General features: G+C 36.3%; 26 protein-coding genes, 1 tRNA gene and 1 rRNA gene. 15 read left to right on the top strand and 13 right to left on the bottom strand.

Translation table 11 applies throughout. The features are described 5' to 3' along the window. The first annotated feature begins 8 nt into the window (after positions 1-8). A 5S ribosomal RNA gene (gene rrf, locus F5ESL0261_RS00410) occupies positions 9-125 on the top strand. A 10-nt stretch (positions 126-135) separates the two neighbouring features. After that, positions 136-208 (top strand) — tRNA-Asn (locus tag F5ESL0261_RS00415). 57 nt (positions 209-265) lie between these two features. Here F5ESL0261_RS00415 and F5ESL0261_RS00420 read toward each other — a convergent pair. Then, positions 266-1,192 (bottom strand): LysR family transcriptional regulator, encoded by a 927-nt coding sequence (locus tag F5ESL0261_RS00420; RefSeq protein ID WP_045927340.1) that lies wholly within the window; start codon positions 1,190-1,192, stop codon positions 266-268. A 118-nt stretch (positions 1,193-1,310) separates the two neighbouring features. On the opposite strand from F5ESL0261_RS00420, the gene F5ESL0261_RS00425 reads away from it, so the two are divergent. Beyond that, complete coding sequence (locus tag F5ESL0261_RS00425) at positions 1,311-3,191, top strand: flavocytochrome c (protein ID WP_122051952.1); 1,881 nt, start codon at positions 1,311-1,313, stop codon at positions 3,189-3,191. Positions 3,192-3,235: 44 nt separating this feature from the next. On the opposite strand, the gene F5ESL0261_RS00430 is transcribed toward F5ESL0261_RS00425, so the two are convergent. From F5ESL0261_RS00430 to F5ESL0261_RS00440, 3 genes are read right to left on the bottom strand one after another with little or no spacing between them, the layout of a single operon-like run. After that, entirely contained in the window at positions 3,236-4,057 is an 822-nt protein-coding gene (locus F5ESL0261_RS00430; protein WP_122051754.1) for a triphosphoribosyl-dephospho-CoA synthase, read from the bottom strand. Positions 4,058-4,067: 10 nt separating this feature from the next. Beyond that, a complete protein-coding gene (locus tag F5ESL0261_RS00435) occupies positions 4,068-5,063 on the bottom strand; it encodes a nitronate monooxygenase (RefSeq protein ID WP_122051755.1) in 996 nt (331 codons plus the stop codon). Positions 5,064-5,086: 23 nt separating this feature from the next. Then, a complete protein-coding gene (locus tag F5ESL0261_RS00440) occupies positions 5,087-6,001 on the bottom strand; it encodes a LysR family transcriptional regulator (protein WP_122051756.1) in 915 nt (304 codons plus the stop codon). A gap of 361 nt (positions 6,002-6,362) precedes the next feature. On the opposite strand from F5ESL0261_RS00440, the gene F5ESL0261_RS00445 reads away from it, so the two are divergent. The 12 genes from F5ESL0261_RS00445 (at position 6,363) to F5ESL0261_RS00500 (ending at position 19,974) form a co-directional block, all read left to right on the top strand. Then, positions 6,363-7,613 carry an acyl-CoA dehydrogenase family protein gene (locus F5ESL0261_RS00445; RefSeq protein WP_199699932.1) on the top strand — a complete coding sequence of 417 codons (1,251 nt, stop codon included), beginning with the start codon at positions 6,363-6,365 and terminating at the stop codon, positions 7,611-7,613. 102 nt (positions 7,614-7,715) lie between these two features. Beyond that, positions 7,716-8,960, top strand: a complete 1,245-nt coding sequence (locus F5ESL0261_RS00450; RefSeq protein WP_122051757.1) for a CaiB/BaiF CoA-transferase family protein — start codon at positions 7,716-7,718, stop codon at positions 8,958-8,960. Positions 8,961-8,968: 8 nt separating this feature from the next. Then, positions 8,969-10,114 (top strand): acyl-CoA dehydrogenase family protein, encoded by a 1,146-nt coding sequence (locus tag F5ESL0261_RS00455; RefSeq protein WP_122051758.1) that lies wholly within the window; start codon positions 8,969-8,971, stop codon positions 10,112-10,114. A 12-nt stretch (positions 10,115-10,126) separates the two neighbouring features. Continuing rightward, positions 10,127-10,867 (top strand): hypothetical protein, encoded by a 741-nt coding sequence (locus F5ESL0261_RS00460; RefSeq protein WP_122051759.1) that lies wholly within the window; start codon positions 10,127-10,129, stop codon positions 10,865-10,867. 4 nt (positions 10,868-10,871) lie between these two features. Further along, positions 10,872-11,795, top strand: coding sequence for an electron transfer flavoprotein subunit alpha/FixB family protein (locus tag F5ESL0261_RS00465; RefSeq protein WP_122051760.1), 924 nt, complete (start codon positions 10,872-10,874; stop codon positions 11,793-11,795). A gap of 9 nt (positions 11,796-11,804) precedes the next feature. Further along, positions 11,805-13,334, top strand: a complete 1,530-nt coding sequence (locus F5ESL0261_RS00470) for an AMP-binding protein (RefSeq protein WP_122051761.1) — start codon at positions 11,805-11,807, stop codon at positions 13,332-13,334. Then, positions 13,324-13,773, top strand: coding sequence for an acyl-CoA thioesterase (locus F5ESL0261_RS00475; RefSeq protein ID WP_122051762.1), 450 nt, complete (start codon positions 13,324-13,326; stop codon positions 13,771-13,773). Before F5ESL0261_RS00470 ends, F5ESL0261_RS00475 begins: the two co-directional genes overlap by 11 nt. Positions 13,774-14,071: 298 nt before the next feature. Then, positions 14,072-15,271, top strand: a complete 1,200-nt coding sequence (locus F5ESL0261_RS00480) for an MFS transporter (protein WP_122051763.1) — start codon at positions 14,072-14,074, stop codon at positions 15,269-15,271. A 21-nt stretch (positions 15,272-15,292) separates the two neighbouring features. Continuing rightward, the gene (locus F5ESL0261_RS00485) at positions 15,293-17,062 is read left to right on the top strand and encodes an FAD-dependent oxidoreductase (RefSeq protein WP_122051764.1); all 1,770 of its coding nucleotides are present in this window, start codon (positions 15,293-15,295) and stop codon (positions 17,060-17,062) included. A gap of 46 nt (positions 17,063-17,108) precedes the next feature. Beyond that, positions 17,109-18,023 (top strand): shikimate dehydrogenase, encoded by a 915-nt coding sequence (locus F5ESL0261_RS00490; protein ID WP_122051765.1) that lies wholly within the window; start codon positions 17,109-17,111, stop codon positions 18,021-18,023. Between the two features lie 15 nt (positions 18,024-18,038). Further along, entirely contained in the window at positions 18,039-18,797 is a 759-nt protein-coding gene (gene aroD, locus F5ESL0261_RS00495; RefSeq protein ID WP_122051766.1) for a type I 3-dehydroquinate dehydratase, read from the top strand. Between the two features lie 151 nt (positions 18,798-18,948). Further along, positions 18,949-19,974: an alpha-L-fucosidase gene (locus F5ESL0261_RS00500; RefSeq protein ID WP_122051767.1), complete on the top strand. Its 1,026-nt coding sequence runs from the start codon at positions 18,949-18,951 to the stop codon at positions 19,972-19,974. Positions 19,975-20,082: 108 nt separating this feature from the next. On the opposite strand, the gene F5ESL0261_RS00505 is transcribed toward F5ESL0261_RS00500, so the two are convergent. The 9 genes from F5ESL0261_RS00505 to F5ESL0261_RS00545 form a co-directional block, all read right to left on the bottom strand. Continuing rightward, a complete protein-coding gene (locus F5ESL0261_RS00505) occupies positions 20,083-20,403 on the bottom strand; it encodes a type II toxin-antitoxin system RelE/ParE family toxin (protein WP_046331422.1) in 321 nt (106 codons plus the stop codon). Beyond that, entirely contained in the window at positions 20,403-20,636 is a 234-nt protein-coding gene (locus F5ESL0261_RS00510; RefSeq protein ID WP_046331423.1) for a type II toxin-antitoxin system prevent-host-death family antitoxin, read from the bottom strand. The genes F5ESL0261_RS00505 and F5ESL0261_RS00510 overlap by 1 nt, the downstream gene beginning before the upstream one ends. A gap of 166 nt (positions 20,637-20,802) precedes the next feature. Beyond that, positions 20,803-21,033, bottom strand: coding sequence for a cytochrome b5 domain-containing protein (locus F5ESL0261_RS00515; RefSeq protein WP_034981697.1), 231 nt, complete (start codon positions 21,031-21,033; stop codon positions 20,803-20,805). Between the two features lie 70 nt (positions 21,034-21,103). Beyond that, positions 21,104-21,991: a lysophospholipid acyltransferase family protein gene (locus F5ESL0261_RS00520; protein WP_122051768.1), complete on the bottom strand. Its 888-nt coding sequence runs from the start codon at positions 21,989-21,991 to the stop codon at positions 21,104-21,106. Continuing rightward, positions 21,988-22,935 (bottom strand): glycosyltransferase family 8 protein, encoded by a 948-nt coding sequence (locus tag F5ESL0261_RS00525; protein ID WP_122051769.1) that lies wholly within the window; start codon positions 22,933-22,935, stop codon positions 21,988-21,990. Before F5ESL0261_RS00525 ends, F5ESL0261_RS00520 begins: the two co-directional genes overlap by 4 nt. A gap of 20 nt (positions 22,936-22,955) precedes the next feature. Continuing rightward, complete coding sequence (locus tag F5ESL0261_RS00530) at positions 22,956-23,795, bottom strand: glycosyltransferase (RefSeq protein WP_122051770.1); 840 nt, start codon at positions 23,793-23,795, stop codon at positions 22,956-22,958. 10 nt (positions 23,796-23,805) lie between these two features. Continuing rightward, positions 23,806-24,570 carry a 1-acyl-sn-glycerol-3-phosphate acyltransferase gene (locus F5ESL0261_RS00535; RefSeq protein WP_122051771.1) on the bottom strand — a complete coding sequence of 255 codons (765 nt, stop codon included), beginning with the start codon at positions 24,568-24,570 and terminating at the stop codon, positions 23,806-23,808. Between the two features lie 229 nt (positions 24,571-24,799). Continuing rightward, entirely contained in the window at positions 24,800-25,636 is an 837-nt protein-coding gene (locus F5ESL0261_RS00540) for a PTS system mannose/fructose/sorbose family transporter subunit IID (RefSeq protein ID WP_045927366.1), read from the bottom strand. A 15-nt stretch (positions 25,637-25,651) separates the two neighbouring features. Beyond that, entirely contained in the window at positions 25,652-26,497 is an 846-nt protein-coding gene (locus F5ESL0261_RS00545; RefSeq protein WP_045927367.1) for a PTS sugar transporter subunit IIC, read from the bottom strand. Between the last annotated feature and the right edge of the window lie 16 nt (positions 26,498-26,513).

A 26,513-nucleotide genomic window follows, 5' to 3' on the forward strand; every position in this document is an offset into this window, starting at 1 on the left:
AGAAAAAGTACGGTGGCAAGAGCAAGAAGGAAACACCTGTAACCATGCCGAACACAGCAGTTAAGCTTCTTCACGCCGAGAGTAGTTGGTGGGAGACTGCCTGCGAGGGTAGGACGCTGCCGTGCTTTTTAGCAATCCGGCTTAGCTCAGTTGGTAGAGCGCTTGACTGTTAATCAAGATGTCGTCAGTTCGAGTCTGACAGCCGGAGCGAGCAAAGAGAGAAAAGAGGACCTGCGGGTTCTCTTTTTTTGCTTAAATTTAATAATTAACTTATATTTGGTTCAATCTTTAGTTTCTTAAATGCTGAAATTAAATTCTTAAGCCCGGGTTTCAGTTTTTGCCCATGTTTAACTGCAATAAAATATTTAATTTGAATCAAATTATGATCAACTGGAAGTAAGTTAATAGGTGTTTGAGCCATTCGCTTGATAATGCTGGCAGCTGAAATAGTTAGTCCTACTCCTTTTATTGCTAAATTAGTTGCAGTAATAATACTGCTGCTTTCCAATATAATATTAGGTTTGATATGAAATTTCTGAAATGCACCATTAACTTGATGACGGATTGCAGAATTGCTTGAACTAACAACGAACGGCTCTTGTAAAATGTCTTTAATATCATATTCATTTGGCTCAAGTATAAATCGACCTTTTTTAAAGTATTTTGATCTTGGTGAAATGATTACAAAATAGTTTTCTCCACCGTTAACATAAAAATCCAATCCTTGATTAAGAGACTCAGGTGTTTGACCCAGATAACAATCAATTTGCTCATGTAAAAGATGAGCTTCACTTACTCTAGGAAAGTTTTCTGATAGCTGAATTTTAATATTTGGATGTGTAAACATAAAGTGAGGTAAAAGCTCTGGCAATAAAAATGTTCCCAGGCTTTCTAAAACTCCAATTCGGATTAATTCTTTATTCGGTGATGCATAGGGAATTAACTGTTCAGCTAACTTTTGCTTGTTACTAATTTTTGTTTCCAGATAATTGTAATAAATTACCCCAGCTTCCGTTAATGTAAATGGGATCGTCTCACGATTAATTATTTCAGTTCCCAATTTATGTTCAATTCGCTTAATTAGTTGAGTCAAATATGGCTGTGATATATATAGTTCACTAGCCGCTCTGGTAAAATTACTTTCTTTTAATAGCACATCAATAAAATGTAGGACGGTTTCAGGATTGTTCATATTTTGCCTCCAATAACAATTTTATTATAGCCCGTTTACTAGAAAACTATTTCATTTTAATCAGAAAAGTTAGTAAAATTTAACTAATGAGCATTAAAAGAAAGGAAGTATATTAATGATGAAATCAGGAATTTATGAAGTAAAAGCTAAAGGTCATGGTTCTAGTTTTATGCCTATGAAGGTGTCACTTTCTGAAGATAAAATCAAGGAAATAGATATTGATTCCAGTGGTGAAACTGCTGGAGTAGCAGATGAAGTCTTTAAACGTCTGCCCAAGCAAATTATTGCTAATCAAACTTTAAATGTTGATGCTGTTAGTGGAGCTACAATTTCCAGTCATGGCGTGATAGATGGTGTGGCTCAGGCGATTACAAAAGCTGGTGGAGATGCACAAGAATGGCTTAACAGACCAAAGCCAAAAACTGCTAATGCTTCTGACAGAGAATACCAAACTGACGTTGTAGTTATTGGTGCCGGTGGTGCTGGTCTGACTGCAGCTGCTAGAACAATTCAAAATGGTAAAAAAACAATTGTACTGGAAAAATTCCCTCAAATTGGTGGTAATACCACCAGAGCGGGTGGACCTTTAAATGCTGCTGAACCTGAGTGGCAAAATCAATTTAAAGCTTTGCCAGGTGAAAAAGAAAGTTTGGAAAAATTAGCTGCAACTCCAATTGATGAAATTGATCCAGAATATCGTGATGACTTTAAAGAACTGCAAAAGCAAATTAAGGCTTATGTAGATTCTGGTAAAAATTATCTGTTTGATTCAGTATTATTGCATGAAATACAGACTTATATAGGTGGTAAAAGAACTGACCTGAATGGTAATGAAATTCATGGTAATTATGCCCTGGTTACTGAACTTGTCAATAACGTACTTGATTCAGTTAAGTGGTTGACAGATCTAGGCGTAAAGTTTGACCGCTCTGATGTTACCATGCCGGTTGGAGCCTTGTGGCGTCGCGGTCACAAGCCAGTTGAACCTATGGGCTATGCCTTTATTCACGTTTTGGGTGATTGGGTAAAAGACCATGGTGCTACAGTTTTAACAGAAACCCGGGCACAGCACTTAATTATTGAAAATGGTAAAGTTACCGGTGTTGTAGCTCAAAGTAGTGAGGGCAATAAAGTTACCATTCATGCGCAAAAAGTGATTTTAACTTCTGGCGGTTTTGGTGCCAACACTAAAATGGTGCAAAAGTATAACACTTATTGGAAACACATTGATGATGATATTGCTACTACTAATTCACCAGCAATTACTGGTGACGGTATTGCCTTAGGTCAAGAGGCTGGTGCTGATTTAGTGGGTATGGGCTTTATTCAATTAATGCCTGTTTCAGATCCTAAGACTGGTGAATTATTTACTGGTATTCAAACTCCGCCCGAAAACTTTATTATGGTCAATCAAAAAGGTGAGCGCTTCGTTAATGAATTTGCTGAGCGTGATACTTTAGCTAAGGCCGCTATTGCCAATGGCACTTTATTCTACTTAATAGCCGATGAAAAAATAAAAGCAACAGCTTATAACACAACTGAAGAATCACTTGCTGCTCAGGTAAAAGCTGGTACTTTGTTAAAGGCAGACACTTTGGAGGAATTAGCTGAAAAAGCCGGTATGGATCCAGCCACTTTGGTTGATACTATTAAAAAATATAATTCATATGTTGATGCAGGTAGTGATCCAGAATTTGGTAAGAGTGCGTTTAACCTTAAATGTGAGGTTGCGCCGTTTTATGCTACTCCGCGTAAGCCGGCCATTCACCATACAATGGGCGGCTTGAAGATCAATCCGAAAGCGCAAGTAATAAACAAAGATGGACAAGTAATTACTGGTCTTTATGCAGCAGGGGAAGTCGCTGGCGGACTACATGCTGGTAATCGTCTTGGTGGTAATTCACTAGCTGATATCTTTACCTTTGGTCGGATTGCTGCTGACACTGCTTGCAGTGAGATTGCAGATAATGATGCGGTGACAGGTGCATCAAAAGAATAAATATTATTTTGCTTTTAAAAAAGGAAGGCCCAGGTCTTCCTTTTTTATATGTATCCACGTTCTAGAGCTACAAAAATGGTAACAATTAATAAATCTGCACAGCCACCTAAACTATAATTGTGGGCCAAACAGTCATCATTTAATTTTTGCAGGCATTTTTTACCGGCTGGAGAAACATAACCACCTAAATCTAAATATTTTGTGGCCATTTGATGCAGCCAATCAATTACATCATAATTTCCAGCTCGTTTAATCAAATTACTGTCAACCGTAACTGTTGCTATCTTCATTAAGGTATCAAGGAGTCTCGTTTGGAGCGTTCCCTTAGTGTTTTTTAAAAAGGGTAAAGCAACTTCACGTACAATGGGATAGCCTTGTTCCGCTTGAGCACGAGCCCCACCAATATGATACTGTTCAAATTCTTTTTCACCGGCTGTTTGTAACTCATTATTTTGAATCAGATCATGTTGCACAAGTCCTTTACACATCTCGGTGATAGTAAGGAACAATTCAGTATTGTTTGTCATACTGTAGCTTTCAGCACAGACAAAAATGCCTAAAGCAAAAATTGCTCCTTTATGTGTATTAGCACCGTGCGTTGCAGCAAACATTTCTTTTTCAGCAGTGATGCCTCTTTGTCTTAATTGCTGAAACATTTGCGTTAAATCAGTCGACTGAAAGTTTTGCCCAATTTCAACAGCAGCAGCAAAATATTCCTCTAAACTTAAACTGCTGTCAATAAAAGTATAAATATTCATATCGGGATGCGGGCCTTGGCTGATAGGATCTACTAAACCAGGTTTTGGTGCGGTAACAACTTCATATAAGAGTGAGCGTAGAGCATTTTTCGTAATTGAATTAGTCATATGTATAAATTTAATTGTTATTAGTTAATTCTGCAATAATTTCGTGAGCAGTTTTAATAGTTTTGATGTTATAACTGTCTGCTGCAATATCAGTATACCCCATTTCAAGATCGCCTTCTGCCATACCGTTTATTAATCCCTGATAACCGTCTGCAGCAGTAAAAATTTGCTTTCCGTCTTCGTTATCCTGTGTTAGTTTTGCCAGTTTCTGGGGCAATTTTCCAGATAAAGAATAGATAGTCCGCGAGTTCATTTTAAAACTAATTATTTCATGTTTTTGCGCATTTATAATTTTGTCTTTGATTATTGGTGAAGTTGGAGCTTCTTTAGCAAGTGCAAAAACTGTCTTAAGAAAAACCCCTTGTGCACCTTTTGTCAATGCGTCTTTCAAAACATGCAAGTCAGTAGTATCATACCCAGCTAAAACCGGTGTTTTTCCTGCTTGATGAACAAAATTTGCCAGCTCGATGTTACTTTTGCAGATTAAAATGTCAATACCATTACTTTGAGCTGCACGAATATTATTAATATTATTAATAACTTGCATAATTTTAATGCCACTATTATGTAGTAGATTTACCCATGCTTTAGATGCAACTCTTCCAAAACCTTCAAACAGTGCAATAGTCAACCTTCTTTTTCGCATTAATTCTACTAATTCGGTTGCTCTATGATCATCTTCTGGGTTAGATGAGGTGCTAGCAATTTCCACTCCAAAAGACCTAAAGGTATTAGATAGAGTTTGATCAATTTGCTCATTCATCAAGTTTCTTTCTGTCATGGCATCAAGCAAAGAATTGTTGCTAATAGTACCTATTTTATTTGAATTAGAAATAGAAGCGCTTGATGTCGCGTCACTTCTAACCTTATAGCCTGCATTAATACCTAAAATGCCCAGTGCACCAGATTCTGAAATAGCAGCAACTAGTTTGCCATCTGTTAAGGTGTGGATAGGTTCGTGAACAATAGGGTAATTTGTTCCCAATAATTGACAAATTTTATTCATTAGTTTTATACCTTTTTAAAATCTTATTTGACAGGAATATTATCGACAATTTTCTGAATATCTGGTTTATGACTTTTAAGAAAGTCAATAAAATCAACTATTTCTGGTGAAAAGTTTTGACTTGAATCATATACCAGGTAAACCTGACGAGTATTTTTGGGCAAGTCAAGTTTGATGATGTGGATGTCGAAACCGCTCAAATAAATAGTTTTTGCCACTACACCAACGATATCGTTGGTCAAAACTTGTCCTGCAATTGCCAGCTCATCATGAAGCCTGTTCGTAATATTCAGATCAGAGGCATTGGCCAGTAAAGCATTAGTGATGTCTTTTCCAATCTGAATTTTTTTAGAGTAGGTAATAATTGACTCACCTTGTAATTCTTCGGGCGAGATTTCATTTATTTTTGCCAGGTTATTTTCCTTTGAAACAATGGCAATGATTTCTTCAGTGTAAAGGGGAATATAAGTAAAATAGCTAAATTCAGGTACAAATGAAGAAATTCCAATATCATACCAGCCATTTTTGATGCCTTCGCAAATCTGATATGAAGGGTTATCGTGGTATATAAAATGAGGTGAAATATTACTTTCTTGTTGATATTGCTTAGTTAAGTTAGGCAAAATAGTTCCAATTGCAGTGGGTATACCAGCAATATGTATATTGCCTTCATCCTGACTGATACGCTGTTCAATTTTCTTTTTACCACGATCTAAAGAGTCTAAAGACTTAGTAACAGTATCGTAAAAGATACGTCCATATTCAGTTAATTGCACGTAATGACCGTTGTGTTTAAACAGTTTGCAGTGTAATTCTTTTTCAAGTTGTTTAATCGATACTGAGAGGGTAGGCTGACTGATAAATAAGCTATCTGCTGCTTTAGTGTATTGTTTTTGATCTGCCAATTCACGAAAATAGTAAAGTTGATTTAGATTCATGATATTACCTCAAAAATTATTTTAATATTCAATACCTATATAAATAAATGCTATACCTATTTTTTATAAAACGCTTACAAAAATTATTTATAATAATATTGATAAAATTAATATTAGTTTATTAGTGTTGATTTTATAGTGATTTGACTCCCGATATTTGGTGAGTCTTTTTAATTTGTACAGTTAATAATGCTAAGAATCCCGCCTTTTTTAATATATTTAGCCATAAAGGTATTTATAAAATTAATAGTTATGACTTTGTTATCAATTTTACAATCTAAACTTTTTAAAACATAATACAACTGTTGATAGAAAAACGCTTTCAGAAGCATTTACTAAAAGTTAAAAAGGAGATTGTATTATGACAGAACAAAAGAAGTTGCATGTATTACCAGCATATGAAGAAACTCCAATTATGCACAAAACTAAACCCGGTGAATCAATGCCTGAAGAAGACTTTGAAAACTACTTAAAAGAAATTCGTCACTTGGCACAAAACGAGTTTGACAGGATGACCCCATACATAGAAGAAAATCGCAAGTTTCCGCAAGACTTTTTCCCAATTGCAATTAAGCATGATTTATATCGTTTTGCACTACCTAAAGAATACGGCGGCTGGGGTCTTAGTGAAAAACAAATTCTGCAAGTTCAAGAAGAATTTTCAAGAACTCAGGGTGGAATTAGAATGCACTTGCACCATGCTTCAGATATGAACTGGCGGATTTTGGATAATTTTGGTAGTCAAGAACTTAAAGATAAGTATATGAACAAGTTCCAAGACAAATCAATCTATGCTAATTTTGCTTTAACCGAAAAGAGTGGTGGTACTGGAGCAGACCTTCATACTTTAGCTGTTAAGGACGGCGATGACTGGGTAATCAACGGTGAAAAAACATTGATTTCTCATGCAGATGTTGCAGACTTTACCTACTTAATTGTAGTTACTGACCCAGATAAAGAAGGAGATGAAAGATTATCAGCTTTCTTTGTTCCAACAAATACACCGGGATTTGAATCCAACGAAATGCCTTTAATGATGGGCTGTCGTGGTGCTGGACACGCTGATTTGAAGTTCACTAATATGAGAGTACCTGATAAGTATATGCTTGGCAAGAGAGGAGAGGGTATGAAAGTAGCTATTTCTTCGCTTTCACTTTCTCGTGCCCATATTGCTGACTCCAACTTAGGTATGGCTCAACGGATGTTAGAAATGTCCATTGCTTATTCTAAGGATCGTGTAACTTTTGGTAAGCCACTGTGTAAACGGCAATCAATCATTTTTGAAATTGCTGACATGGGGGCACGCATTCATGCTCTTAGATTAATGCTGTGGGACTTGGCAAAAGATTATGACGAAGGAAAGGATATTACTAAGAAAGCTTCTCTAGCCAAACTGGAAAGCATCAATACTGTCAAATTAGTTTCTGATTACATGCTTGAAATTTTCGGTGGTATTGGCTACTTCCAGGACAATCCTTATGGACCTGCTGAAAGACTTTACCGTGATTGTCGTGCTATGTGGTTAGAAGAAGGACCTCGTTCCGTTCAAAGATTAACTGCAGGTCGTTTATTAATTAAAGACGGTGGCAATACACCAATAACAAGTCTTTAAGGCAATCAATTAAATTAATTTGAGTAAATCAGGGAGGGCTGAATCTAAAACTTACTTTGCAAGGTTCAATCCTCTTTGTTGTATATAGTTTTGGAGAAAAAGATGGCTAACGAAATATTATCAGGAATAAGAGTTATTGATCTCACACAATTTTTGGCAGCTCCAACCGTAGGACGAGTCCTTGGCGAATGGGGAGCTGATGTAATTAAAGTTGAAGCTCCTAAAGGTGATGCTGGACGGACCCAAGGTGCAGTTTTTGGCATGAAGTATGAAGATGATGAAAATTTGGGCTTTGATGTTTCTAATATGAATAAAAGATTCATCACTTTGAACATGAAAACTCCTGCAGGGATGCAAGCCTTTAAAGACTTATTAAAAACCGCAGATGTATTTTTAACATCTGTGAGGACAAAGAGCTTAGCTCATATGGGAATCACTTGGGAAGGACTGCATAAAGAATTTCCTAAATTAGTGTTTGCACAAGATCGCGGCTATGGCGAATTTGGCCCTAAAAAAGATTCTGCTGGCTATGATGCAACTGCTTATCAAGCACGTGGTGGAGTTCAAGGAACAACGGTAGATAAAGGAGGAAATCCATATAATCCAGTAAATGGCTATGGTGATTTCCAAGTATCAATGACCTTAGCCGCAGGTATTTGTGCAGCCTTACTGAGAGCTCAAAGAACCGGGAAGGGTGATAAGGTTGTTGTTAACTTGAATCACGCAGCGATTTTTATGCAAAATATCGCTATGGTTTCTGCACAATATGGCAATGTATATCCTAAGAGTCGTAAAGAGGTTACTAATCCATTTAATGATACCTATAAAACTTCTGATGATCGCTGGTTCGTACTATGCGTTCCTGAATATGATCGTGATTTTGACAAAGTAATGCATGACATTGGTCGTGATGATGTCAAAGGCGATGAAAGATATAACAAAATGGACACTTTGAATGCTAATGGTACCAGCAATGAAGTGATTGCCATTTTAGAAGACGCTTTTAAGAAAAAACCGTTGCAGTATTGGATAGACCTCTTTAATAAGGAAGACTTACCGCTTGAAGCTTGTCAGATACCGACGGAAATATACCAGGATCCTGAGGCTTTGGATAATGACGAAATTAGACTAATGGAATTTCCATCTGGAAATAAGAGATTTATTCCTACTAATCCAGTACGTTTTTCGTCTCAAGGCAAGCCTACGCTAACTCCTTCTCGTGCTCAAGGATCTGATACACGTGAAGTACTCAAAGATGAGTTAGGCTACAGCGATGAAAAAATAAGTGAGATGTTTGCCAGTGGTGCTGCCAGTGGCCTGCGTCATATAGGAGACCCAATTAAATAGGTATTAAAATGACATTACTTTATACACAAGCACAAAAAGAATATATTCATTTAGCACAAGAATTTGGTAATCGGTATCTAACCCCTGAAATTATTAAGAAATACGATTTAAAAGGTGATTGTCCTTCCAGCTTGTTTGAGCCTGCAATTAAAATTGGCCTTCATATGCTTGAGATACCCAAGGAATATGGTGGTGCTGGCCTTTCTTATGAAGATTCTGCCCTCGTTTTTGAAAAACTGGCGGAATATGATGCAGGCTATGCACTGACTCTAATTACTTCATTTGTTGCACTGCGGTGCGTAATGCTGGCCGGTACTGAAGAACAAGCACAAAGATTTGCCGATGTCATCAGACCTGGTCGTTTTGCTGCCTTTACAATGTCAGAAGCAGATGCTGGTTCTGACGCAGGTTCTGTGAAAGCAACAGCTGTTCGGCAAGGCAATGAATATATTTTAAACGGAAATAAAGCTTTTGCTACTAATGGTGGAATAGCAGATATTTTTATTGGAATTTTTAGAACTTCTAATAATGGTAATCACGGCTTATCTGCTTTCATGATTGATAAAAATACGCCAGGTATTTGGGTAGGAAGGCATGAAGATAAAATGGGGCTGCGTTTATCAAATACAGTACCGTTAGGATTTAAAAATGTACACGTGCCAGCCGAAAATCTGATTGGTCAAGAAGGAAGAGGGATTAATATTGCGTTAAACAGCCTTAACCTTTCACGTGCGTATGTTTCTACTTTGACCGTTGGTGTTATGCAACGGGCACTTAATGAAGCTGCCAAGTATGCCAATCAGCGTGAACAATTTAATCAACCGATTTCTCAATTTGAATCTGTGCAAAATATGCTTGCTAATATGGCAACGGCAGTAGAAACAGCCCGCTTATTAGTCAACAACACAATGAAAATGATGGATAAAGATTTATCTGTACGTCAAGAAGGTGCAATGACCAAGCTTTATGTGACTGATGTAGCACAAAAAGTAACTTCTGATGCAGTTCAGATTCTTGGTGGTTACGGTTATACCCGAGCTTATCCGGTTGAAAAGCTAATGCGTGATGTCAAAGGATTTCAAATTCTGGAAGGAACTAATGAAATTCAGAGAATGACAATTGCACGTGAAGTTAGCAAAAAATATCAGGACTAGGAGGGTACCATAATGAAAATCGCATTAATTGCCAAGGCTGAAGCAGATAATCCTAAAACTTATACTTCTCATAAGAATAAAGTAACTTATCATCCAGAAAATTTATTTCTGAGTGATGAAGACAAAAATGCCCTCGAGTTGTCCCTGCAATTAACAGAGTTAAAAAAAGGTGCTATTGATGTCTTTACTTTTGAACAAGGTGAAGCAGCCGAACGGATTTTGCATGAAGCACTGGCTATGGGAGCAACAACAGCTACTAAAATTTCAGCAGGTAATGTCAATGATCCTTTACTGCAAAATCAAATTGCAAGTGAATTTGTCCATTACTTAAAAGAAAATAATGAAAATTATGACTTGATTTTAACAGGAAAAACAACATCTTCAGCTTTTCCGGCTACTATTGCTACAGGATTGGGAATATCATTTTATGACTATGTTTCTATGATTGATACTTCCCTCAATTATGAAATGAAACTTGAAAAAGGCAAAATTACTGGGCAATGTGCTTTGCCAGCTGTAATTGCCACGTTAGATTCAATCAATGTGCCACGCCTTGCTAGTTTTACGTCGTTAAGTACAGCAATTAATTCAAGTATTAGTAACGTAAGTTTTAAAACTAGTTATGAAGGCGTTACAAGTGAAATTGTAGCTAAACCAGTTAAAAATGAAAAAACTATTTTCAATCTGGATCAAGATCCTAAAGCTACGCAAAAACTGGTTGAAATACTTAAGCAAAATGGGATGTTGAGGTAGAAAAATGGTACCAATTTATTATATTCAGTTAGAAGATAAGAATATTGATGAAGGTCATAACAGTAATAACTTAGCAGGTCTTGACAGCAATTTTAAAGGTAAGAAAGAAGTACTGGTTTTCAGTAATCATGCTACTGAAATTAAGGATAAATATGCTTCTTCAGGAGTCAAGACTACCATATACCAAAATGAGAATTTTAGTGTGACAAACTTGCCAGCTGTGACTAATACCCTTAGAAAAATTTTTGTCGATAAGGCAAATAGTTTAATAGTATTTGATAAGAGTAATTTAGGTAATAGTCTTGGCAGTCAATTAGCTGCTGTACTAAATGTCCCATTTATTTATAATGCCAAAGATATTTGCTGTGATCAAGATCATATAATAGTTAACCAGGATATCGGCAAAACACAAGCCTTAAGAAAAGTCACACTGGATGACAAGGCGGTAATATCGCTTTCTTGTAATGGTGTCGTGAGTCATAGTAAGAATGAAGTTGACATAATTGACTGGGAATGTGCAGAAACTAATAGAGCAGCATATGTACCCGAAGCTAACTCTGACAATGATTTGGCATATGCAAAGGTAATTGTAGCTGGTGGCAAAGGTCTGGGTTCCCCAGATAAATTTAAACCTTTAGCTACTTTAGCCCAAAAATTAAATGCCAGCGTGGGAGCAACTAAAGCAGTTACAGATCAAGGCTGGATTGATAAGAACCGCATGATTGGAATATCGAATTTGTCTGTTGCACCAGATGTTTACTATGCTTTCGGCATTTCGGGAGCCGTCCAGCACACTGCGGGAATGACTAAATCAAAATGTGTCATTGCTGTCAATACTGATGAAGCAGCACCAATTTTTAAATTAGCAAATTATGGCATTGTTGGGGATGCTAACCAAGTAATAAAGCAATTAAATGAGCTTTTGTAAGGTATAAAAATGACTTCTAGCAAAAAGGTGCAAACCTTAAATGATTTATGGCAGGAGCGCTTAAAGCAAAGTGCTCAAAGTACTTTTGTCACTGAAGATGGTCGTAAATACAGTTATCGAGAAATAGATTTTTTAGCCAATAAGCAGATGGAGTTGCTTCGGAATAATGGCATCAAGAAAGGTGATTTAATTGCAATTCAGTTCGAACTGGATCTAGCAAATATTGTAACGATTATTGCCTGTATCAAAATGGGAGTGGTTATTAATCCACTAAACCCGCATTTTGATATTGATGAGATTAATAGCATGATTAACAGGTTTAAGCCATATGCTATCATTTCGCAAAAATCCGTGCGTGGGCGTGACACTCTTAGCAATATTGCTAATTTGGATAATTATCAGACTAAAAAAATCGCGGACCTGGTATTCTTTACCAGAAAAAAGCATTTACCATCTGAATTTATTGGAGGTGACGGATCAGATACTCCTGCACTGGTTCTCAATACTTCGGGTACTAGTGGACTTTATAAAGGTGTAGTTTTAACCAATAAAAATATTATTAGTGCAGAAAGTGCATATAACGACGCTTTTGGCATCACTAAAAATGACATGACTTTAATTCTTTCGGGAATGTATCATGCAATTGGATTTCATCATGGCTTAATATCAACGATTATGGCAGGAAGTCACTTGGCAATAATTAAACATTATAATATTGAACAAGTGGCAAAAATGCTTGAAGAAGAGCCAATTACATATATTGATAGTTTGCCTACAATTATGTATGATCTGCTATTTAAAGTTCAAAATTTGGGTAAGCTGCGGATGCTCATTTGTGGTGGTGACAAAATTAAAGAAAGTATTTTAGTTCAGGCTAAAAAAAGAAATATTCCCCTTTACAACTGTTATGGTCTGACAGAAGCAGTTCCATTTAGTTATACTCCTCAAGATTATTATTTAAGTAAAGGTGCAATGACAACGGCAGTCAAGCCAATGGCCAATATTAAAGTCAGACTTGTAAAGAACAAAAATATAATTACAGATAGCAACAAACAAGGACAAATTGAAGTTGCAGGACCGATCATTTTTAAGTGTTATTTGGCTGATCCTGAAAAAACAGCTAAAGCATTTGACGGTGAATGGTTTGTTACTGGAGATGTTGGCCATTATAATGAAGATAACTTATTGGAAATAGATGGACGCAATAGCGATAAAATTATTCGTGGTGGTGAAAATATTTCCGCTCATATGGTAGAAGACAAGATCAAGGGTTGCCAAAATATTGAAGAAGTAGCCGTTTTAGGAGTCCCAGATGTTCGTTTAGGACAGAGAATTGGTGCCTTTATTGTTCTAAATCATGGTCAAAAAGTATTAACCAAAGCGGAGTTGATTTCAGAATTAGAAAAGCAGCACGTTGATAAGAAATTATGGCCTGAAAAGTTATGGGTTGTTGATTCATTACCAAAAACGTCAAATGGCAAAATAAAGAAGTATCTTTTAAAAAATTGGCTGGAAGGTAAAAAAGTAAATGAAGAATAAATTTTTTAAACGTCAAATGGCAGATTATTTTGTAACCCCAAGGATGCTTAACCATATGGAAATTACTCATGGTGGTACGCTCTTAGATAATGCAGACTCAGCAATGGGCTTGTTTGCAAATTCATATTGTCATACACGTACGTTAACTGGCCGAATAGATAAATTTATTTTTCACAAAAAAAGTTATGCAGGTGATCATATTTGCTTTTGCGTAACTTTATTAAAAACGACAGCAAAGACAATGACTATTTATGCGGAAGTGAATAGAATTTCTCTTGATAATTCAAGTTCAGAATTAATCGGTGAAGCGGTATTTACCTATGTTGCAGTTAATGCAAACTTGGAGCCGATCTCAGGCTCTATTGAGCAATACCGTGTTACTGATGCAGAAGAAAAAGAATATATTGAGTCAGTCAAAAAGAGATTTGGCATTAAATAGAATTGTTTTGAGTTAGGGTCCTTGTTTAATTTTGATTAGCATAACTATTAATTTTAACTATTTAAGTATTAAATTATTTAATAAATGATGAGCCGAGTTAAAGCTATTAATTTTAAATTAAACACCAAAATCTAGATTCTAACTTTTTTATAAAGCAATAAAGAATTGATTTATCAGTGCTTGTGATTATAGGTATTTTTTATAATTGCGCAATCATAAATAATTATTCATATCCATTTTAATAAGATATATTTATTTATGAAATTATTAGCAAATCTTAATTTTGAAAGGTAAAGCTATGAAAAAAGAAAAAAGTTATGTTGGCGTTGCTGCCTCTGTGTACATCCATTTTGCGGTTGTAGGAGCAGCTACCTTATTTATTAGTCAGTATAGAGAAATTCTGGCACATTCCTGGAATGCCAGTGCGACCCAAGTTTCACTGGTAATTGCAATGGTAGGCTTGGGTAGAATTATTACAATTTTATTTGCTGGCGCTATTTCAGATAAAATTGGTCGTAAAAGGACTTTGTTAATTGCATTGCTAAGTGACGCAATTTTCCTTCTTGGCGCTGTTTTTGCTAACAATGTCTGGGTAGCCGGCTTAGCGGCAATGTTTTTCGGTGCAACTAATTCATTTGGTGATACAGCTGGTTATCCTGCGCTTGCAGATGCTTTTCCAGATAAAACAGCTACAATGAATTCATTTGTTAAAGCCGCAATGCAAGTAATGCAGATGCTGTTTCCTTTTTGTGTAAAACTAATTAAAAATCCAAAGATTACAGCATTTATATTAGTCATTATCATTTTACTAGACGTTGTATACACAATGAAGACGGCCTTTGCTCCTCAAGCTGAAGCAAAAGAGACTACTGAAACAGTAGAAGAACCAGAAACCAGCGTAAGTGGTCAAAACCAACCTAAATTGGCTGTTGATGGTCTAATGATCATTGGGTTGGGCTTTACGCTTTGCTTCACATTTTATATTTTTTCACTCTATGCTCCTTACTATGGACAGTATGTTTTAAATGAATCTGCTGCTAATGCCAATCAGCTTGTATCATGGTATTCAATCGCTTCCTTAATATCTGTATTTGTTACATCAGCTCTAGTTACTAAGGTAAAGAGATTGAATTTAATTATGGTTTATTCAGCTATTACTGCTCTTGGCCTGCTGTTTATGGTCCTAAAGCCATCCCTATTAGCTGGGGAAATAGGCGCATTAGCTGTTGGCTTCTTTACTGCAGGAGGAGTATGGCAAGTTGGACTTTCAGTTTTAACTTCTTATTTCCCCCAAAGTCACGGAAAGATTACATCATACTACAGTTTTGCACCAGCAGTAGTTTACTTCGTAGCACCACTTGTAGCAGCATTTGTGTTAAAGGCCAATGCTACAAGTACATTAATGGTATTTTGGATAACTACAGTGATAACGATTATTTCTGTAGTTCTGTGTGTTGTCTTAATTAGTCGTGGAAAAAATTTCAACATCAAAAATTAATATAAAGCAGAAGGTGGAGTTATGTCAGAAAAAACAATTAAAGCAACGGCAGAAGGAAGAAATGGTCAAATCGACTTTGACATCAAAGTTGAAAATAATCAAATTGCAGATATTAATGTAACCAAAACTGCAGAAACGCCAGGTATTTTTAACCAGGTGGTAGGTAAATTAAAAAAGAATATTATTAATAATCAAAGTTTTGATGTCGATGCTATTTCTGGTGCTTCGATTATGACACAAGCCATGCTTGATTCTGGAAAGAAAGCCTTAAAAGCAAATGGTGTAAATATTATTTCTCAGCCTAGCGAGCAGTCACATCAAGATATAACTTATGATGTGGATGTAGCTGTAATTGGTTCGGGTATGGCTGGCTTGATGGCAGCCTCTCGGGCACTATCAATGGGTAAAAATGTTCTTTTAGTTGAAAAGAATGGCTATCTCGGTGGAGCTACAATTCTTAATGGTTCAAATGTCGTTGGTACAGGTTCAAAATTAGCAGCTGCTTTATTTGGTGAGGAAGCAAAAAAAGATTCTCCGCAGCTTTTAGTCCAAGATATTGTCCGTGAATGTCGGGGGACAAATTATCCGCTACTTTCAAATATACTTGCTCAAAATATTGGTAAAGCAGTTGATTTTATTACTGAATTTGCAGACCTAACTTATCAAAAAGCTGAAACACAAACTATTGAGCATTCTGTTGACCGGCAAATTGAAATGCCAACTGAAAGTTCTTATGAATTGATAACTAAAGTGGCAAATGCCTTTACCAAAAAGGGTGGCAAAATTTTACTTGAAACTCGGGTGGAACAACTTAATAAAAATAAACGGGGCCAGCTTGTCTCATTAGTTGCTGAAAGCAAACATGAAACAGTTACAGTAAACTTTAAGTCCTTAGTTATGGCAGCTGGTGGCTGGGGCGCTCGTGATTACCGACAGCATAAGACCAATATTCCTTATTACGGTCCGATGACTTCTACTGGTGATTATTTCGATTTTGCTAAAAATATGAATCTGGCTACACGCAATCTTGATTGGTATAAAGTTTACCCCCATGGTTTAGAAGTTGAACCTGGCATTGCCAAATTAACAACTTATTCAACAAAAGAAGCAACAGACATGGGTGCTATTTTTGTTAATACTAGTGGTAAACGAATTGTAAATGAATCAGCTCCGTACACTCATTTTCGGGATGCTATTGCAGAACAAAAGGATAAAATTGCCTTTGTGGTGATGGATGAAAGAACATGGAGCAGATTCTATGAATTGCTGCTTAAATATGGTTTTAGCAAAGATGAAGTTCAAGGTTTCTTTGATCTTGATGGTAAGAAGAGTCCGATTTTAGTAAACGGAGACTTGCAAACAGTGGCTAAAAAAGCTGGCATTGATTATGAAAACCTCAAGAAAACTTTAACTGACTACGATAAATATGTTGCCTCAGGTAATGATCCTGAGTTTGGTCGCCCTTCTCAGTTCATGCATAAATATGAAGGCGATACATACTTTGTGATTGAACAGAAATTGCGCTTCTGTACTACTCTTGGTGGCTATGAAACTAACCGGCATATGCAGCTTTTAGACCAAGACTTTGAAGCACTAGACAATTTCTATGCCGCCGGTGAGATTGTTGGTGGTGCTAATGGTCATGATTCAATGCCAAGTATGATGAATTCTTGGTCCTATGCTTCAGGTTTTGTGGCCGGAACTGAGGCTGCTGATAATTCTAATTATCAAAAGCTGGCAAAAACTGCGTCCAATTCAACTGATACAGTGTCTGGTGCTTCTAAAAATTAACGTTGATTAATTATTTTATTTTTAAATTTAATAAAGGAGAAAAATGATGGCTAATAAAATTACTGGTGTTAATGGTCCGATTACTGGCTGGCTAGATGGCCATACCTACTTAATTGGCTTAATGGCATATCCTATTCGGCATTCAATGTCACCAACTATGCACAATAATGCTTTTGCTAAGTTGGGCTTGAATTATACTTATCTCTGTTTTGAAATTGGCAATGATAAATTAAAAGGTGCAGTTGACGCTATCCGCACTTTAGATATGCGTGGCTCAAACGTTTCAATGCCCAATAAAAAAGAGGTAATCCAGTACCTTGATAAATTATCACCAGCTTCTGAAATGTGCGATGCGGTTAATACCATTGTGAACGACCATGGTGTTTTGACGGGCTACACTACCGATGGCATCGGCTTTGTCCAATCGCTTAAGGATGAAGGCATTGACATTAAAGGCAAAGTGATGACTTTGACTGGTGCCGGCGGTGCTGCAACCCCAATAGCTGTTCAATCTGCTTTAGATGGTGCTAAAGAAATCAGATTGTTTAATATTAAAGATGACAAGTGGGCTCAGGCTGAAAAGAACGTCAAAACTATTCAAGAAAAAACTGATTGCCAAGTTTCTTTAACTGAGCTGACTGATCAAGAAGCATTTAAACAATCAATTGCAGAAAGCGATATTTATTGTGACGCCACCAGCGTTGGTATGAAACCACTTGAGGATAAGACGCTAGTTTCAGATCCTTCCTGGTTCCATGAAGATATGGTGGTGTTTGACACAGTTTATGCTCCTAGAACTACCAAATTAATGAAAGTGGCTCAAAAAGCTGGAGTCAAGCATGTCTTTGATGGCATTGGCATGATGATTGATCAGGGTGCGGCCTCCTTTAAGTTATGGACTGATAAAGAGATGCCAACTGATTATATCCGTGAAATTATGTTCTCAGATGATAATAATTAGTTGAGGTATTGAATAATGGCTACTGTCAAGATTAGAAATGTTGTTTTAGGTGCAGGTCTGCCTAAAATTGCTGTGCCAAATGTCGGTTCAACTGAAAAAGAGATTATGGATTCAGCTAAGAAAATTAAGGCTGCCAAACCGGATTTAATGGAATGGCGTATTGATTATTATGCTGCAGGGATTAAGGATTTTAATACACTAAATACTACAGCCAAGAAATTGCGCCAAGAAGTCGGCGAATTACCAGTTTTAGTTACTTTTCGTACCAAAAATGAAGGTGGAGTTTGTCAGCTCGACGAAGATCAGTATTTAAATTTAGTAGAATATGTAATTACTAACAGGTTGGGTGATGCTGTTGATATTGAACTTTTTCATGATGAAAAAAGAATAAAGTCCTTGGTGACTTTAGCTCATAACTACAATGTTGTTGTAATTATGAGTAACCATGATTTTGAAAAGGTGCCAGCTAAAGATGTAATTGAATTTCGCTTACGAAAAATGGCACAACTTGGTGCTGATGTGCCAAAGTTAGCCTGCATGCCTCACAGTGCCTCTGACGTTTTAACTCTTTTAACAGCAACGACAGAAATGAACAAAGAGATTGCTAATCCCCTGATTACTATGGCCATGGGCGATATAGGTAAAGTCACTAGAGTAGCAGGCCAGGCTTTCGGCTCAAGTCTGTCCTTTGGCGCTGTTGGTCAAACTTCTGCACCTGGTCAGTTGTCAATTGAGGAACTGCGTAATGCGGAAAATTACTTAGCATTACAGTAAATTTTATTAAGATAACAGATATTTTGAGTTAGTTTTAAGTATTAAGGCTAACTCTTTTTTGGTTAAATCAAATTTATACTAAAAATAAGTGTTAAACTTTTTAATGACAACACTATGTATTTCCAGCGTAAGTTTAGTAATGGAGAAATGTATGACTGCAAACGAGAATATTGAATGGTTTAAAAATGCTAAATACGGCATGATGATTCACTGGGGCTTGTATTCACTTCTTGCAGGTGAGTATGAGGGAAAATCTGCAAGCAATTACGCTGAATGGATTCAGTCTAAACTGCAAATACCTGTTGCAAAGTATCGCCAGCTTGCTACCGCTTTTAACCCAATATATTTTGATGCCGAAAAAATCGTAGCATTTGCTAAAAAATGTGGTATGAAATATCTGGTAGTTACAACTAAACACCATGATGGCTTTGCAATGTACCATTCACAAGTGGATTCATATAATGTGTATGATGCAACACCATTTCAGCGGGATGTAATCGGTGAACTTGCAGCAGCTTGCCAAAAATTCGACTTAAAGCTGGGTCTTTATTATTCCCAAGACTTAGATTGGCATGAACCAAATGGGGGAGGCTACCTTTCAAATGATATTGAATCCTCTGGCACTACTTGGGACAATAGCTGGGACTTTCCTCAAAAAAATAAGAATTATAATCAATGCTTTACAGACAAAATTCTGCCCCAGATTAAAGAAATAATGAGTAATTATGGGGAGATAGCTGTTGCCTGGTTTGATGTACCGATGACATTAACTGCAAGCCAGAGTCAGGAAATTTATGAGACAGTGAAAAAATTGCAGCCAGATTGTCTAATAAATTCACGTCTTGGTAATGGCAAATATGATTATGTTTCCCTTGGTGACAATGAAATTCCAAGTGAAAAAGAAGAGGAGCAAAAAGATATTAATTTTAACTCACTCAATGGCCTTAAACCTTCACCATATGGTTTATATGAGTCAGCCGGTACCACTAATGATTCTTGGGGCTTTTCTTATCGCGATCAAAGTTGGAAATCTCCTTCAACTATTTATCACAACCGCAAATATTTAAATAGCTTAGGAATAAATTATTTATTAAATATTGGGCTTGATGGTTTAGGAAGGATTCCCTTGCCCGCACAGCAAAGTATTGCAGCTGCAGCGAAATTGGCTGAGAAATAATAAAAATTCAATAATTCATCATTGATTTTTTGGCTTTTACTAAATAGAAATTGGAATATTGTGGTTTAAGACTACAAAAGAGGCGCATCGTAAATGGATGCGCCTTAATTAATGAAAGTAATTTTGGATTTTTTTAATGAGGTCTTCTTTGGTACTTAATATAAGTTCGATATAAATTATTTTCTCTTTTTCATCTACACGGTAGAAGATATATTCATATTTATCAATTAGAACATAATAACCATTAAGTAATTCAGAAAACTTAGCTGCTTTAATGCCCAGATATGGAAATGACTTTAAATTATCCAGTTTTTCTTCTTCCCTAGCTAAAACTTCTTTTTTTACTTTTTCACCAAACTTAGCCAATAAGTATGTTTTTAGGTTTTCAAAATATTCTTTAGACGGGCTAGATAATTTTAATGAGAACATTAGCTGAATAGTTTTCCTTTAATTTCATCAAAATTATAATGCTTTGACTTTTCAGCTTTTTTCAGCTTAGTTACCAGCTCAAGAGCAGTAGTAAATTCATCATAGTCCCCAATATCTATGAGAGCAAATTTGCCATAGCCGTTTTTGGTAAGAAAAACTGGATTATCTTTTTTAACTTTGTCAAGGACTTTATTGTAATTTCTTAATTCTGAAACAGGTCGAATTTGTAACATGAGCATCACTTCCTTTGACAAATATTGTACATTATTTTTCTAATAATTTACAGTATAATAATGAGCAATAAAGTAAACCAAGATCAGATTGGCAAAAAAGGTAAAAGAAAAGAACCAAGCAGTTTATTAGCTGCTTGATTCTTTTCTTTTTATTTATATTATCTAATTAATCTTCGTAGGTACCGACTTTTTTCAGGTTGCCTAAGACACTTTCACCATGAGGTGATTGTCCTATTGCAACAGTCAGGTCACGACCAGCTAAATTGCCATGGTGTTCGCCATCAGTCCAGTGTGGATTGCCAGTGACATCATAAACAACACCTTTAATAGCGACATAAGCTGGGTTGCCATTTTTACCATCATATTTTGCTAAAGATTCTTTTGTAAACTTCTCCATTGGAAAATATCCCCTTTCCAAATACACTTACTTATTGTCACCTATATTATAGCTCAAAGAATCAACAAGTCTAACTTTTACTTTGATTTTTTTGATAGTTAAAACGCCAGCCAGCAATATCCCAGGGGGTAAAAGCCGAATCTAATTTACGCTGGTAAGCCTTTTCATAGGCTGCTACTTTTTGCTGGTAATCGTGCTTCATCATCTGCTTAGAATTTTCATTGGCATTCAGTTTAACATCAGGGAAAATAGGTGGCAAAACGTGAACTACATATTTAGTTTGGTAAAAATCAGGGTGGTCTTTTTCTAATTTGTCAGTTGTTTGAATTTCAATAAAAGTTGAAATAACCGGCACATTTTGCTTGGCAGCAAAGTAATAGGCGCCCCGTTTTAATACCCGGGGCTTGCGGTAATTCCACCACATTTCTTGTTCGGGATAAATTAGGACCCAGCTATTTTGCTCTAACGCATCATGCAGGTGACGTGGAAATTCATTACCGACATAGCTAGGGGTTTCTATTAAAGGAATAGTGCCCACATAATTCATTAGGTAACGTAATATTCCAGGTAATTTTAAGTTGGTGTCCTCAATGGCAATAGTTAAGGAATGGTGGGTTTTATTTGCTAAATGCTTAATGGGTAAAGAGTCAATTTGGTTAAAATGATTAGCAGTAATAATCGCTCCGCCTTGTGGCAAATTAGCCAAATTTTCCAGTCCGGTAAATGTCGTGGACGATGTAAGAACGTGCATCAAAGAATTGAAAAGCAAATGGCCAATCCGATTGTTAACTTTTCCCTTAATAGTTTTTTGCTCTCGCCAAAAAGCGTTGACTAATTCTTTACTTTCCTTTATAGAAAGAACAGGATCACCGACTTCAACTTTGGCATCCCACTTGCCACTATTAACTGCTTCTTTAATGTTTTGAATAACTTGTTCACGATTGTCGCCTATAATCATAAACTGACAGGTCCTTGCTTTTTCACATTAGCCCAATTATAAGGGTCATTAATAGTTTTATCTTCTTTAGCCAGCATATGATCTAATTTATGCCGGTCTTCAGCACGTTGCTTATCAGTGTATGTATTTAGTTCAGTCAACAGATCATTATAAAACTTAGTTTCTTTTGCACTCTTCCAGAAATATTCTTCATATTGAACGTTTTTAAAATGCCAGGGTTTAAAGAAAAGGTTGTAATGAATCAAGCTGGGATTAGTTAAAGGTTCAGTATTATCATTTGGCATTGCATCCCATTTGGGATCTAAATGTAAAATTCTTTTATCGCCAATTTCATTTAAATAATCTTGATCTGGGGCAATACAGTCAAAATGATATTTACTGAGTAAACGCATGAAATGATCAATAAAATTCTCATCGCGAAATGCTTTACAGTTTAAAACCAGCATACCGGAATTAATGTATTTTTTAGGATCAAGAACTAATACTTCTTTAATATAGGCAACCATTTTTGTTACAAATTGAATGGAGGAATCAGTACAAGCTGCAAAGAGATTATTGCCAAGTTCTGTATCATACAATTTACCAATATCATCATTTACGATTGTGTCACTGTCGATATAAATTGCCTTATCATATTGGGGAAACAGATCTGGAATAAATAAGCGGTAAAAAATGGACATTGTAAAGAAATCAGCTCGTAAATAGTTTTCAGTACGATTTTGAATTGGTGCAACTATTTCATCGTTAATCTTAAAGAATTTAACATGAACATTAGAAGAGCCTATTTCTAATAAATCTTGTTTGTGCTGTGGTGATAAGTCCTGACTTAAAAAATAGATAGTATAATCTTTATCCTCAGCAGCATTCTTTACTAAAGAGTTCAGCGAAACTGCTGCGTATTTTGTAAAATCATCACTAATTGCATAAAAAACTGGAATTGTCATATATTTATTTTCTCCAAACATTATTTTTGTACTAAATTGCTTTTCACACTGAGATAGTAATTCAGAATGTCATCATATTCGTGCAATTTTAGTACTGTATGTACCCGCTCAACATCCCATGGCTTAACTGTTAAAGTATGAAACACGGGCCAGAAACGGAAACTGGTAGTAAAATGCTGAATTACGGTGTCCGACTGTAATTTATACTGTTCATTATAACGACGCGGGGCAATTTTCTTATTTCTGGCATAACGGTTAATTGCAGTTTGATCAGGCATTAATACGGTTCTAGTCTGCAGAAGGTGCCTGATTCTAGCGAATAACTTAGTTTTTCTAATTTCTGGGAGATTGAGCAGCAACACGCCGGAATTAATATAATCAAAAACTTTATGCTCATGCAGGTTGTGAAAGAAGAACCGTCCCCAGTAATCAAGAATGCCAGCGAATTCGTAATTAGTTAGATCTTGTTGGTAAAAGCTAACGAGGCTTCGCCTGACTATTACATCAGCATCGAGGTAAAGTATTTTATTTGGCAGCTGGGGTATTTCGTCAGCGAAGAGCCTGAGCATAGCGTAAGGAGTAAAATGGGTACTCATGTTAGCAATTAGCGGCTCTCTGACAAATAGCCCCGTGCAGTCCATTAATTTTAACGTATTATGCGGATTTTGCTTCACCAAAAGGCCTTTTAAATAGTCTGCTGCATGTTTGCTGAAAGGCTTAAATTTCTTGTGATAGCTTTGAGTGTACATTGTTAGAATGTAGATATGGAGTTCCTTTGCGCCACTATTTTTTATTAATGAAAGCGTAGCGATAAGAATGCCATCTTCTGCGTTATGATCACCACAAAAAAGAATATTCATTGAGAACTCCTTAATTTATTTTTTGATACATGCAATATTCGAAATCACTTGTTAAGGCACGTTTTTGCATTGTCTGATAAACCTGCTTATGCAGCTTTTCTTGCGCCTGCTTTTTAGTGAGACGTTTATCTGGATAGAAGGGTCCATCGATGTAGACGGTTATCTGCGGTTTCTTACCCCACTTGGGCTTAGAATAAGTTGTAGTCATAGTAAAGCTGGCAGAGTCAAGTGCAACAGGGAAATGCATGCTGTTCACTGGAAAAGGCCTGATTTTAGTGTAATAAGGCCAAACATGTGATTCAGGATAAATGACGACTACTTTTTTGGCTTTAATAACAGTGGTGATTGCTTTAATCAATTTTGCGGATTGCTCTATGTTTTCACCAACAGGAAGTCCGAAATATGGTAAAACCAGTTTGCCTAAAACAGGGATGCCCCAATTTGATTGTGCTGCAATAGCATAATATTTGTTTGCAGGAACAATGCTGAGCGGCAAAACCACATCGCCAAAAGTTTGGGTATGATTACCATAGATAAAATACCCCTGATCGTTTATTGCTTGCAACTTTTCCTTACCAATTATTCGTACTCTCAGGATTAAATTAATATAGACCATACTAATTAGATATCCTAAAGGGCGTACAAACTTGGACCAGATTTTCCCACTTAATGACTTCGGAAAAATAGCATAACTATTTGGTAAATGATAATCTTGGTTCAGGCTAACTATCAAATCATCTGTTAAATTATGATAGAAGTATTTTCGCTTACCCATCGAACCCTTCTTTCAATAAAGTCAATAAGTAATTTTATCATGAATTGCTTAAGATTAAAAAGGTTGCTAAAAAGCTTGATAAAATAGTATAAACTGCTATTTAATCTATCAACATATATAGAAATAAAAAATGATTTTTTGTAATTTTAAGTAATTATATATAAAAAGAGCACACTAATCAAAGTGTACTCTATTATCTGCCAAAAAGCAGAGTAAAAATGAACTTTTATTAAAATAACCCAATCAAACAGCCGATAGTTACAATCACAACCATGATGATAATTACTTTAGTAGCTGTCATTTGTTTACTAGAAACAAGCCACCAGCCTAAAATAACCATAGCTAGTGGTAAAAGTCCTGGAAAGATACCGTCTAGGACTGTTTGTAAGGGTTGCGATTTGCCTCCCAAAGGAATTTTAGCCACAGTTTTGAGAACAATTGTATTTGCGGCTAAAGCTCCTACGACCATTACGCCTAAGATGTTAAACGCATCAGTAATTCTCTTGGAATTTTCGCCCACAATAGTGTCGATTGCACCAACACCCAATTTATAACCGCTGTGAAAGGCAATATAGGAAATTGTGGGTCCGATTATGCCATAAGCAATAATGTAAAATAAAGGTCCGACGGGACTGCCGCCTTTAGCCAAGCTCATTGCAATTGATAACAAAATAGGAACGATAATGCCTTGAATAATTGAATCACCAATACCGGCCAAAGGACCCATTAAAGTAGCTTTAATGTTAACGGGCATTTCTTCTGAAACATCGTTGCCCAAAGCAATTTGCTCTTCCAAGGAAGCAACAATCCCATTAATAATTTGACCTGTTTGCGGTTCGGTATTGTAAAACATGGAATGACGCTCAAGCAAGCGTCTCTTTTTCTCAGGATCATTTTTATAATATTTGCGCGCAAATGGTAAATAAGAATATGCCCAAGCGTGTCCCTGCAACTTTTCATAACTCATCGAACTGAGGTGTGTAAAACCCCACCTATACCATATTTGATTAAGTTCATGTTTTGTTAGTAGCTTTTGTGGTTCAGTATTATTTTCTTTTGTAGCCATTTTTAACACCTCTCTTTAAAATAAGTCTTCATCTTCATATTCGTCATCATTATCAACCGCCTGTTCTGCATTATTTGCAGAGCTAGTAGCAGTAGGAGTAGTGCTTTTACCAGTTGACATGTAATACAAATATGCGACTAAAGCAGAAATAAAGACAATTGCAATCATGCTTAATTTGGCAAAAGCAAGTAAAACAAAGCCAACAAAGAAGAAAATAAAGTGTGATTTGTTTTTGATCACTATGCTCATTAACATGGCAATACCCAAGGCTGGCAAAACGCCGCCCAAAACCTGAATAATGTGGGTTACAATAGCAGGAATGCTGTCGATTAGCCAATTGACTAAACCTTTACCATAGTAAATTGCCAGAAAAACTGGTACAGCACGTAAAAGGAAGGTAGTGATTTGCGGATAAACTAAATGGTTCAGGACAATACCACGGTCATCATTATTATGAGCGGCGTTTTCGGCACGGGTATTCCAGAAAGAATAAAGGGCCATTCTGCCGTTATAGAAAATTAAGCCAAATGTCTGACCAATGAGAATAGATAAGGTAACAGCGATTGCAGGATTTTTAGTGGTCGCCATGGCTAAGCCAATTCCGCCATAAGCTGCATAAGTAATTTCACTGTTAGTAGCACCTCCAGTTGACAGGTTGGCGATGAAAACCGCTTGGACAGCTAAGCCACATAAAATACCATTTTTAATGTCACCAAAGGCCAGGCCGACCAGTAGACCGGCTACTAAAGGTCTACCAACAATGTAGAATCCCCCAGACATACCAAATAGCCAAGGGGTTTCAATCGCTCCTAGGTAACAGAAAATTCCTGTTAAAAGTGCGGGAAAAAATAAATTATTCATTTTTATTGCCTCCAAA

This window comes from Lactobacillus sp. ESL0261 (assembly GCF_003693025.1).
GTDB lineage: Bacteria > Bacillota > Bacilli > Lactobacillales > Lactobacillaceae > Lactobacillus > Lactobacillus kullabergensis.